General features: G+C 43.8%; 9 protein-coding genes, 20 tRNA genes, 2 rRNA genes and 1 riboswitch. All 31 genes read left to right on the top strand.

Going from position 1 to position 10,145, the window contains the following annotated elements; translation table 11 throughout:
• Positions 1-141: ribosomal RNA gene (locus DFO73_RS12325) — 23S ribosomal RNA — on the top strand; the annotation flags it as partial.
• Between the two features lie 76 nt (positions 142-217).
• Positions 218-334: ribosomal RNA gene (gene rrf / locus DFO73_RS12320) — 5S ribosomal RNA — on the top strand.
• Between the two features lie 40 nt (positions 335-374).
• Positions 375-449: transfer RNA gene (locus DFO73_RS12315), tRNA-Glu, on the top strand.
• 4 nt (positions 450-453) lie between these two features.
• A tRNA-Val gene (locus tag DFO73_RS12310) sits at positions 454-529 on the top strand.
• A 166-nt stretch (positions 530-695) separates the two neighbouring features.
• Positions 696-771: transfer RNA gene (locus tag DFO73_RS12305), tRNA-Lys, on the top strand.
• Positions 772-783: 12 nt separating this feature from the next.
• Positions 784-868, top strand: a tRNA-Leu gene (locus DFO73_RS12300).
• A 7-nt stretch (positions 869-875) separates the two neighbouring features.
• Positions 876-950, top strand: a tRNA-Gly gene (locus DFO73_RS12295).
• A 7-nt stretch (positions 951-957) separates the two neighbouring features.
• Positions 958-1,034 (top strand) — tRNA-Arg (locus DFO73_RS12290).
• Positions 1,035-1,040: 6 nt separating this feature from the next.
• Positions 1,041-1,117: transfer RNA gene (locus DFO73_RS12285), tRNA-Pro, on the top strand.
• Positions 1,118-1,138: 21 nt separating this feature from the next.
• A tRNA-Ala gene (locus DFO73_RS12280) sits at positions 1,139-1,214 on the top strand.
• Positions 1,215-1,232: 18 nt separating this feature from the next.
• Positions 1,233-1,309, top strand: a tRNA-Met gene (locus tag DFO73_RS12275).
• 25 nt (positions 1,310-1,334) lie between these two features.
• A tRNA-Ser gene (locus tag DFO73_RS12270) sits at positions 1,335-1,427 on the top strand.
• 156 nt (positions 1,428-1,583) lie between these two features.
• Positions 1,584-1,657: transfer RNA gene (locus tag DFO73_RS12265), tRNA-Met, on the top strand.
• A gap of 3 nt (positions 1,658-1,660) precedes the next feature.
• Positions 1,661-1,737 (top strand) — tRNA-Asp (locus DFO73_RS12260).
• Positions 1,738-1,914: 177 nt separating this feature from the next.
• A tRNA-Phe gene (locus DFO73_RS12255) sits at positions 1,915-1,990 on the top strand.
• Positions 1,991-2,015: 25 nt separating this feature from the next.
• A tRNA-Tyr gene (locus DFO73_RS12250) sits at positions 2,016-2,099 on the top strand.
• 7 nt (positions 2,100-2,106) lie between these two features.
• A tRNA-Trp gene (locus DFO73_RS12245) sits at positions 2,107-2,180 on the top strand.
• Positions 2,181-2,191: 11 nt separating this feature from the next.
• Positions 2,192-2,267: transfer RNA gene (locus DFO73_RS12240), tRNA-His, on the top strand.
• A 23-nt stretch (positions 2,268-2,290) separates the two neighbouring features.
• Positions 2,291-2,365, top strand: a tRNA-Gln gene (locus DFO73_RS12235).
• Between the two features lie 7 nt (positions 2,366-2,372).
• A tRNA-Cys gene (locus tag DFO73_RS12230) sits at positions 2,373-2,446 on the top strand.
• Positions 2,447-2,460: 14 nt separating this feature from the next.
• Positions 2,461-2,534: transfer RNA gene (locus DFO73_RS12225), tRNA-Gly, on the top strand.
• A gap of 4 nt (positions 2,535-2,538) precedes the next feature.
• Positions 2,539-2,615, top strand: a tRNA-Ile gene (locus DFO73_RS12220).
• Positions 2,616-2,699: 84 nt separating this feature from the next.
• Positions 2,700-3,296, top strand: a complete 597-nt coding sequence (locus tag DFO73_RS12215; protein WP_110065047.1) for a hypothetical protein — start codon at positions 2,700-2,702, stop codon at positions 3,294-3,296.
• Between the two features lie 518 nt (positions 3,297-3,814).
• A complete protein-coding gene (locus tag DFO73_RS28650; protein WP_181395995.1) occupies positions 3,815-3,961 on the top strand; it encodes a hypothetical protein in 147 nt (48 codons plus the stop codon).
• A gap of 12 nt (positions 3,962-3,973) precedes the next feature.
• Positions 3,974-4,438, top strand: coding sequence for a cytochrome c oxidase subunit II (locus DFO73_RS12210; RefSeq protein ID WP_110065046.1), 465 nt, complete (start codon positions 3,974-3,976; stop codon positions 4,436-4,438).
• A gap of 74 nt (positions 4,439-4,512) precedes the next feature.
• Positions 4,513-6,144 (top strand): cbb3-type cytochrome c oxidase subunit I, encoded by a 1,632-nt coding sequence (locus tag DFO73_RS12205; protein ID WP_258309434.1) that lies wholly within the window; start codon positions 4,513-4,515, stop codon positions 6,142-6,144.
• Positions 6,145-6,209: 65 nt separating this feature from the next.
• Positions 6,210-6,845 (top strand): SCO family protein, encoded by a 636-nt coding sequence (locus tag DFO73_RS12200; RefSeq protein WP_110065044.1) that lies wholly within the window; start codon positions 6,210-6,212, stop codon positions 6,843-6,845.
• Positions 6,842-7,399: a hypothetical protein gene (locus tag DFO73_RS12195; RefSeq protein ID WP_110065043.1), complete on the top strand. Its 558-nt coding sequence runs from the start codon at positions 6,842-6,844 to the stop codon at positions 7,397-7,399. Before DFO73_RS12200 ends, DFO73_RS12195 begins: the two co-directional genes overlap by 4 nt.
• A 162-nt stretch (positions 7,400-7,561) precedes the next feature.
• On the top strand, positions 7,562-8,350 hold the full coding sequence (locus DFO73_RS12190; RefSeq protein WP_110065042.1) for a DUF2935 domain-containing protein: 789 nt from the start codon (positions 7,562-7,564) through the stop codon (positions 8,348-8,350).
• A 41-nt stretch (positions 8,351-8,391) separates the two neighbouring features.
• Positions 8,392-8,730, top strand: coding sequence for a YmaF family protein (locus DFO73_RS12185; protein ID WP_110065041.1), 339 nt, complete (start codon positions 8,392-8,394; stop codon positions 8,728-8,730).
• A 193-nt stretch (positions 8,731-8,923) separates the two neighbouring features.
• Positions 8,924-9,793 (top strand): cation diffusion facilitator family transporter, encoded by an 870-nt coding sequence (locus tag DFO73_RS12180; protein WP_110065040.1) that lies wholly within the window; start codon positions 8,924-8,926, stop codon positions 9,791-9,793.
• Positions 9,794-10,012: 219 nt separating this feature from the next.
• A riboswitch (TPP riboswitch) is annotated at positions 10,013-10,126 on the top strand.
• Positions 10,127-10,145 lie beyond the last annotated feature (19 nt).

The following is a 10,145-nucleotide window of genomic DNA, read 5'->3' as shown; positions in this document are numbered from 1 at the left end:
CATGAAGCCCCCCTCGAGATGAGATTTCCCATAGCGTCAAGCTAGTAAGATCCCTGAAAGATGATCAGGTTGATAGGTCAGAGGTGGAAGCGTGGCGACACGTGGAGCTGACTGATACTAATCGATCGAGGACTTAACCAAGTCATTGGTGATACTCGGCAATACTTCTTCATGCATTATCTAGTTTTGAAGGAACAAACCTTCTAAAAAAATACAGTCTAGTGACGATAGCGAGAAGGTCACACCCGTTCCCATACCGAACACGGAAGTTAAGCTTCTCAGCGCCAATGGTAGTTGGGGGCTGTCCCCCTGTGAGAGTAGGACGTCGCTAGGCGAACCCCAAACGGGGTATTTATTTTGTCAAATTAAGAGATGGCCCCTTGGTCAAGCGGTTAAGACACCGCCCTTTCACGGCGGTAACACGGGTTCGAATCCCGTAGGGGTCACCATTTTGGAGGATTAGCTCAGCTGGGAGAGCATCTGCCTTACAAGCAGAGGGTCGGCGGTTCGATCCCGTCATCCTCCACCATATTTTTGAACGAGCCATTAGCTCAGTCGGTAGAGGATTGCGGAAGCTTGCAGCGTCGAAGCTTTTCATCACCGATTAGCAAGTTGCAGCAATCTGTGACAAAGAACGAAGATCTTTGGAACACACGTTTTGCCGTAAACAGGCTTTAGGAAAGTATACAAAGCACGAGCCATTAGCTCAGTCGGTAGAGCATCTGACTTTTAATCAGAGGGTCGAAGGTTCGAGTCCTTCATGGCTCACCATTATTTTATATTGCGGGTGTGGCGGAATTGGCAGACGCACCAGACTTAGGATCTGGCGCCGCAAGGCGTGGGGGTTCGACTCCCTTCACCCGCACCATTTTTAAGCGGAAGTAGTTCAGTGGTAGAACATCACCTTGCCAAGGTGGGGGTCGCGGGTTCGAATCCCGTCTTCCGCTCCATTGTTTTGCGCCCGTAGCTCAATTGGATAGAGCGTTTGACTACGGATCAAAAGGTTAGGGGTTCGACTCCTCTCGGGCGCGCCATATAAACGGGGAGTAGCTCAGCTTGGTAGAGCACTTGGTTTGGGACCAAGGGGTCGCAGGTTCGAATCCTGTCTTCCCGACCAGCGACACTTCTTTTATAACAGGGGGCCTTAGCTCAGCTGGGAGAGCGCCTGCTTTGCACGCAGGAGGTCAGCGGTTCGATCCCGCTAGGCTCCACCATGAATATTTAATCATTTTGGCGGTGTAGCTCAGCTGGCTAGAGCGTACGGTTCATACCCGTGAGGTCGGGGGTTCGATCCCCTCCGCCGCTACCAACATGATTTATGTTCTTATTATTTCGGAGGAATACCCAAGTCCGGCTGAAGGGATCGGTCTTGAAAACCGACAGGCGGGTCAAACCGCGCAGGGGTTCGAATCCCCTTTCCTCCTCCATTATTTTAATATTGTCGCGGGGTGGAGCAACGAGCGTTACTTCACTGAAAAAACTGCGAGTTGTACCGATCGAGCTGCTGCGTGATTAAGCATCCTGAGATCGGGACAGTCCTTATGCTGTATGTGAGCATAGAAAAATCACATAAATAATACTATCGCGGGGTGGAGCAGTCCGGTAGCTCGTCGGGCTCATAACCCGAAGGTCGCAGGTTCAAATCCTGCCCCCGCAATCCGGTCCGGTAGTTCAGTTGGTTAGAATGCCTGCCTGTCACGCAGGAGGTCGCGGGTTCGAGTCCCGTCCGGACCGCCATTTTTATTTTATAAAGTTGTATAACTAATGTGGCTCAGTAGCTCAGTTGGTAGAGGATTTTAAAAGAATGCAGCTGAGAAGCTTTAACATCATAGAATGGCATGCTTTTAAAATCTGCGACAAAGAACGCAGGGCTTTGAAGCACAGCTATCTAACTTTAGGTTATTAATTTAATATGGCTCAGTAGCTCAGTCGGTAGAGCAAAGGACTGAAAATCCTTGTGTCGGCGGTTCGATTCCGTCCTGAGCCACCATGTTTCCTAAGTCTTTTCAGACGATGGAGGGGTAGCGAAGTGGCTAAACGCGGCGGACTGTAAATCCGCTCCTTCGGGTTCGGCAGTTCGAATCTGCCCCCCTCCACCATTTATATAGGGGTATAGTTTAATGGTAAAACGAAGGTCTCCAAAACCTTTGATGTGGGTTCAATTCCTACTACCCCTGCCAGTAGGAAGATGGCGGTTGTGGCGAAGTGGTTAACGCATCGGATTGTGGCTCCGACACTCGTGGGTTCGATTCCCATCAATCGCCCCATTTTTCTTATAAAAATTCTTCAATGGGCTATAGCCAAGCGGTAAGGCACCGGACTTTGACTCCGTCACTCGCAGGTTCGAATCCTGCTAGCCCAGCCATTTTTAAGGCAGCATAGCCAAGTGGTAAGGCAGAGGTCTGCAAAACCTCCATCCCCGGTTCAAATCCGGGTGTTGCCTCCAAACCATATCTTAATGCGGGTGTAGTTTAGTGGTAAAACCTCAGCCTTCCAAGCTGATGATGAGGGTTCGATTCCCTTCACCCGCTCCAAAATGGGCCTATAGCTCAGCTGGTTAGAGCGCACGCCTGATAAGCGTGAGGTCGATGGTTCGAGTCCATTTAGGCCCACCATTATACATACCATTTTCAAACTAATCCTATAAGGATTAGTTTTTTTTGTTTATATTGAAAAGAAAGATGTTAAGGGGGATTCATTTGGTCTGGCTGTATATAGCACTATTTTTGGTGGCTCTTATTTTGGGAATTTTAGATGTTCCTCAATGGATGTTTTTGCTGATTTTTATTCCTTTTGCATCGTGTATCCTTTATCTAACTATCTATCCGGTTCTTTTCAGCAGAGATATAGAAAAGGTTATGAGTTTTTTAAAGAACTCCAAACATCCTCATTACCAATTTACATATTATTTTTTCAACGGAGAACTTAAAGAGGCTGAGAGGGAGATTCCAAAGATTCGTTCCAAACAGATTAAGACTGTGGACGAAATTATCTTGCTCACAAGGCAGGGGAATTTTGCCAGTGCGAAAAAGCTATTGCCAGCTTTAAAAGATAATGTCTACAAGTGGTATTATGGTGCGATGATTGCTATCCATGAGGGTGAGCAAAGCGAGTATAAGCATTATAAAAGGTTAGTGAAGGATAAAACCTATTTAACTTTTCTAGACATAGAGGAGAAAATACGTGAAGGTAAGAAAGGTGAGGCCTTGGCAATGGTTGAGGAGCAAATGAAAAAGCATAGAGGTGTAAAGCTATTGTCAGCCATTCACTATAAGAAAGAAATAGTTGATAGATAGTATTAGCCTGTCTCGCAAAAAGCGGAGGTGAAGGGAACTAATCAGAATCATTAGTGCCCGTGGAAGAGAAAAAGCGAAGGTGAAGGGAACTAATATGGCCTAATGACGCCTACGAAAGAGTTAGTAAATATTAGATATAAGAAGAAGAGTGCTGCAGCAAATGCCGGCACTCTTTTTTATTTATGCGTGAATTTATTCACTGCTGCAATAAACAGCTAGGCTCATCTTGGGTGAATCAGGCGTATGATCAACCCTTTTCAGATAGCATTAAATTCACCTTCATCTTAACATTCATGCGGACCTGTTTTTGTTTCAGGAATGTGAACGATTTGTGAACTGCAGACGGGATCAAATGATCAAAAAAGGAAGCGCGAAGCCTTGATAATACTGATTATTTTGGACGGTGGGGGCTTGCTTTATAAGGAAAAGTTGTGATGGAAGTGTGATGCAGTTCACTTTTGTGAAAAACGTTCTCAACTATGATGTAAGTAAGAAAAAATTAAGGGAGATGATGGAAGGTGGAAACGAAAAAGGCGAACCAGGGTGGAAATGCAGCCGGGGAACATGGCTCTTTAAAGGGGACCATTTTTTCCGTAACGGTTACAGGGTTAGGGATCTTTATTACTTATTTGATTGTATACGGCCTGTACATGGCCAGAATATAGGGGGGATAAACAATGATGCATCGTTCTGAGAAGATATGGCTGATATTAAGTTTTGGAATGATTATTGGGTTCATGCTGATCACGGGCTATCAGACATTTGCCTTGGAAATGGGGCCGCCAAGCCATGGTGAACGAATTGATCCACAAAAAGTGGACGAAACAGCACTGTTTGATCAGCCTGGCATTAAACAGATAGGCGAGAATGAATATGAAGTGGTTATGACGCTGCAGGTATTCAGTTTTACACCAAGTGAAATCGAAGTGCCAGCTGGTTCTACTGTTCATTTTACCCTAACTTCAAAAGACGTTGTTCATGGGTTCCAGGTTGCAGATACGAACCTGAATGCGATGGTTGTTCCTGGCTATGTACAAAAGATTACCCAGACGTTTGATAAGCCAGGTGAATATTTAGTTCTTTGCAATGAGTACTGCGGTGCGGGCCACCAAATGATGAGTACGACGATTACGGTTAAATAAAGGGGGGATAGACAGTGGAAACAATCATAAGAAAACCTGGGACACAAGTTTTTAGAGAAAAAGTAAACAAAGTTATGGGGATCAGCCTGGAGGATGCAAGATTAACGAAATCATATTTATCTGTTGCCTTCTTAGCCATCCTGCTCGGCGGAATGCTTGGTTTATTGCAAGGGTTAAACCGGGCAGGACTGCTCGAATTGCCTGTTTGGCTTAACTATTATCAAGTATTGACCGCGCACGGACTGTTGTTAGTTGTCGTACTGTCCGCTTTCTTTACAATCGGTTACTTTTACGCAGGACTTTCCCATACGTTGGGCGGACTGCTTCCTAAGGTCAGAAAGATGGCCTGGATTGGCTTTTGGATGAAGATTTTCGGATTTGTATTAGCAGTTATTCCAATTTTAATGAATGAAGCATCTGTTATGTATACGTTCTATCCGCCAATGGCTGCTTCACCGATCTTCTACATTGGACTGGTATTCATTGTATTGGGTGTGTGGATGTGTGCATTTGGCGCCTTTATCAATGTGGCGAGCTGGAGAAAACGAAATCCAGGCCAGCATATTCCGATTCTTTCTTTCTTTGCAACTGGCGTATTCGTTCTCTTATTCTTCGGAAGCCTTCCGGTTGCAATTGAAGTATTCACGATTATCCCATGGGCCTTCGGATGGGTGGAAACAATTAATGTCATGGTTGCACGAACACTGTTTTGGGCTTTCGGCCATACGCTCGTTAATATTTGGTACTTAACAGCGGTTTCTGCCTGGTATGTCGTTGTGCCGAAAATCATCGGCGGCAGAAGATGGAGTGACCTTTTAACGAGGATTGTCATAATTGCATTAGTTATGATGAACATTACCGGTGGATTCCACCATCAGATCATTGACCCTGGTATTTCTGAATCAGTGAAATTTATGCACGTGTTTATGAGTTTAGCAATCGGCTTCCCATCCTTGATGACAGCTTATGCGATGTTTGCGGTATTTGAACGCACAGCCAGAAAGAAAGGCGGAAGAGGCCTTGTTGGCTGGTATAAAAAATTGCCTTGGGGCGATGTTCGCTTCCTTGCTCCATTTATTGCGATGGCTGCCTTTATTCCAGCCGGAGCGGGCGGAATTGTACAAAGCACAAACCAATTGAATCAGGTTGTCCACAACACCATGTGGATCGTGGGCCACTTTCACTTAACACTTGGAATGTCTGTTGTGATGACATTCTTCGGCATCAGCTACTGGCTTGTTCCTTATGTGTCAAAAAGAGTGCTGACACCGCAGATTAATAAATTGGGTGTTATTCAAACCATTATTTGGACTATTGGTATGGTGATCATGTCTGGTGCGATGCACTGGGTCGGATTATTGGGATCTCCAAGAAGAACGTCTTATTCCACTTATTTTGACAATGCAACGGCTCTAAGCTGGGATCCATACCTATTCTTCCTGGCTATCGGCGGTACGCTGTTGATGATCGGTGTGCTAATCCAGGTGTACGCAGTATTCTACCTCATGTTCTTTGCGCCAAAAGGAAACACCGAATTCCCGATTGCCGAAGTCGAAGAGGATGCAGCTCCAACACCTAGATGGACAGAGCGCTGGGGCTTATGGATTGTGTGTATGCTTGTCCTTGTCGGCATGGCTTATGTTATCCCATTAGTAGATTTCATTGTCAATGCCCCTCCAGGTTCACCGCCATATAAGACCTGGTAAATGACAAGTGGAGGGAGATAGCTCGATACAGGGCTATCTCTTTCTTTTAAAAGGAAGTGATGATCATGTTTCCAAAGAATAGAACGGCTCTATCTAGCCTGCTTGTGCTGCTGTTTGGTGTGATCCTGTTTTATATAGGTACCGACGGGTTTCAGGCCTTTACGGCAGAAACAGCCCGTTTGAACCAGCTAATGGATGATAAGCCCCAGTTTCCGGATATCATACTTGAAGATAATAAAGGAAGAAAATATTCTTTTTCCGAGTTTGAAGGGAAGTATGTGTTTATTACCTTTTTGTATACATCATGCGGAACGGTCTGCCCTGAACTGGAGGTCAATATGTCTGAAGTGTACAACAGGATCCCAAAAGAATACATCGGAAAGGATATTCAGTTTCTTAGCATCAGCTTCGATCCGGAGCGGGATGATCCTGAAACGCTGGACACATACCGAGAGGCATTTGGAAGTGACGGAGAAACGTGGAGAATGGCAAGGATTCCGGATCAGCAGGAATTGAAGTCACTATTGGACCGGTTCGGTGTCATCGTTATACCGGATGAGTACGGCAATTTTGCCCATAACTCGGCTTTTTATCTGGTGAATCCTGAAGGACGGTTGATTGAAGTCATGGATTACACACTGATAGAGGAAGCAGCGGATCAGGTAACGAAGATACTGCAGAGCGGAGGGGATGAGAGATGAAGCAATCAGGCTACGGTTTCTTGCTGCTTCTTGCGTTAATACTCCCGCCTGTATCGAATTTGCTGGAATCGATCATGATTACCCATATGCATATGCAAATGCCCATGCTTGTGTTTGCGGGGGTTTTGATGGCCAAGTTTTTTCAAAAACGTTTTCCGCAGTTCTTTGAAAAATGGAACGAAAACGGGCTGCCTGGCATCTTGCTGTTTACCATCATCATGGTGTATTGGTCCCTTCCAAGGACGATGGATGAAGCCTTGACGCTCACGAGTGTGGAAGCTTTTAAATTCTTTTCGCTCCCATTTTTAGCGGGAGTGCCTTTAAGAGACAGCTGGCCAAAGCTAAGCTCTTCTTGGAAACATGCTCTAATTATTTTTTTTACTGTTTTATTTTTAGGCATGGGCTGGCTGTATATATGGTCCCCTGTGCAGCTGTGCAACAACTATCTAGTAATCGAACAGATTACGCTCGGATGGGGCTTTATCACGACAGCGTTCGCTATGGTCGTGTACTTAGTTTATAGCTATTTTATGGATTTTTCAAAATATGAATAACAGGATGCCTGCTGCCGCTTTGGCTGCAGGTTTTTTCTGTTTGAATGGCTTTTCTTTTTCAAGCGAGGAACGTGGCAAGAAACAAAAACAGGGATAGTTAGTATTAGTCCTAACAATCCTTCATATATATGAGAAGGAAGTGTGGAATAAGGAGGGGATAGCATGGCAAATCCAATTGTTGCAAGGTCGCTGGATGAAATTAGATTTTGGTCCAGGATTATGAAAGAACATGCTTTATTTTTAAGTCTGGGGTTTACGTACGAACAGAAACAATTAATTGCCGAAGCGCAGCAGTTTATTGCTCTATTTGAAAGAATAGAGGAAAGGCTGGCTAGATTTACAGTCAACTCAGAACTGGGCCAAGTTCAAGCTTTTAATAACGAAGTTTATCAAGCAGCAGCTGCTATCTGGAGCTATAAAAGGAAAGTACTGGGTCTGACATTAAGATGTGAAATTCGTTCAAATAATTATCCTTTATTAATCGACCATATCAGCAGAGAAGCAGCTTATTTTGCCAATCGATTAAAAGAACTCAATGCCGGGATACTCGCTCCAAAACCTGAAGCAATTATTGAAGAGAATGTTTTCTTTCTAAAAATCATGGCAGATCACGCAAAGTTTATCGGCCATCTTTTAGATCCTTCAGAAAGAAAGTTAGTTGAGCAGGCCAGAGAGTTTAGCCATGATTTTGACCAATTGGTGTTCCAGGCCGTTGATCTCGATTCTATGCAGCCACAATCAGAAACGAAACCTATACTTAGGCAATTTTTAAACCAGAATAAAGTATCAGTTGCTTCGTTAAGGGACTTTAAGAGAACAGCAAGAGAATTGATTGAGGCATGCCGCATCAAGAGCAATATTCACCCGCTTCTGGCTGACCATACATTTAGAGAAGCTGAAAGGTTTTTGGAAATCATAGATTTGTTTGAAGCGAGTCTGAATAAGGCTTAACTTACTTTTAAGAAAAAATTTTTAATCGTGAGGGTGATCAAATGGCTAAGACAGGAAAAAATGATTTTGTAAGCGGGTTTGTTCCACGTCATAATCATGGTTCTGTTGATTATACTTCGGTTGATGATGGGCATGTTCACCAGTGCTTGGATGTCTCTTCTCCTCCCATTCAGACCCAAGATCAAAATCATATTCATTATACGGAGGGATATGTTGTGTTTGAAGACGGGCATACCCACTACTATAAGGCATACTCCGGGCCAGCGATTCCAGTAGGAAATGGAATGCATGTCCATTACTATGATTTTTATACAACTGAGGATGACGGACATCGGCATCGGATTAGGGGTGTTGACCAGCCAGCTCCAGGTAATAAATAGTCTATATAATAATAATATAACTAGCCAACCTATTAATAGGCTGGCTAGTTATGTTTAATTATTAATAGCACTTTTCCCTCATTCAACTTACTTGTATACTGCCTATTTATTTAAAAGGGCACAAAAAGATTGCTCTAGACCCACCTGTATTTTAGTTGGTAATATAGTCAAGTGCTATATGGGGGGCTAGAGTATGGAAGAGCAAAAGTATAAGGATCTTAAATTGGGAGAGCGGGCTGCCATCATTAGTATTGCAGCTTACATATGCCTATCTGTCCTAAAACTAGTAATTGGATATTTAAGTAACTCTGCTGCATTAAAAGCTGATGGTCTAAACAATACAACCGATATCATAGCATCTATTGCTGTCCTCATTGGACTTAGAATTTCACAGAGGCCGCCTGATAAAAACCATGGGTATGGACATTGGAAAAGTGAAACGATTGCATCCATGGCTGCATCCTTTATTATGGCAGCGGTAGGGCTGCAAGTGCTGATGAATGCTATCTCCTCCATGTTTGAAGGGGTGCAGGAGTCCCCTGACATCATGGCCGCTTATACCGGCCTTTTTTCCGGGCTGGCCATGTATTTTGTGTATCGCTACAACAAAAAATTAGCCGTGAAAATAAACAGCAAAGCCGTAATGGCCGCTGCAAAAGATAACATCTCTGATGCCTGGGTAAGTATTGGTACCGCCATTGGGATATTTGGATCACAATTGAATATGCCCTGGCTTGACCCGTTAACAGCCATCATTGTCGGTCTTTTAATATGCAAAACAGCCTGGGATATTTTTAGGCAGGCTTCCCTTGAGCTTTCAGACGGCTTTGATGAAAATAAAATCGAACACTATCAGGATGTCATTGTAAGAGTAGAGGGAGTGAAAGGGATCAAAGATATTAAAGGCAGAAGCTATGGAAACAATGAGGTCATTGATGTGGTCATTCTTGTTAATTCCACCCTGGATATTAAAGAAGCCCATGATATCGCGACCCATGTGGAGAGAGTGATGATGAATGATTATGGGGTGTATGATGTTCATGTTCATGTGGAGCCAAATTAGGGAAAGCAAGAAATAAATAAAATGCCAGTTGCCGGTTTGGACAGGCTTCCCTTGTGATAGACAAAAGGATTTACACTAGTATAAAGGCCCTGGATAACGGGATTTGCGACTGCTCCTGCTGGAACGGGAAAGCATGAAATTTTTGTGTATATTGGAGGAGTTTTAAAAAAAATCTTTTATTTGTTTCCAGCTTTATGTATACTGAAATTAAATTTTAATAGCAATAACTAGGGGTGCCCAATAGTTTGGGCTGAGAAAGAAACACGTTAAGTTTCTTGACTCTTTGGACCTGATCTGGATCATACCAGCGTGGGGAAGTTAGTGAGTGCAAAAGTTTTTTTTGTACAAAACA

Source organism: Cytobacillus oceanisediminis (assembly GCF_003182355.1).
In the GTDB taxonomy this organism is placed as follows: domain Bacteria; phylum Bacillota; class Bacilli; order Bacillales; family Cytobacillaceae; genus Cytobacillus; species Cytobacillus oceanisediminis_A.
The sequence above is the reverse complement of the archived record's forward strand: the minus strand, read 5'-3'. Positions and strand labels throughout refer to the sequence as shown.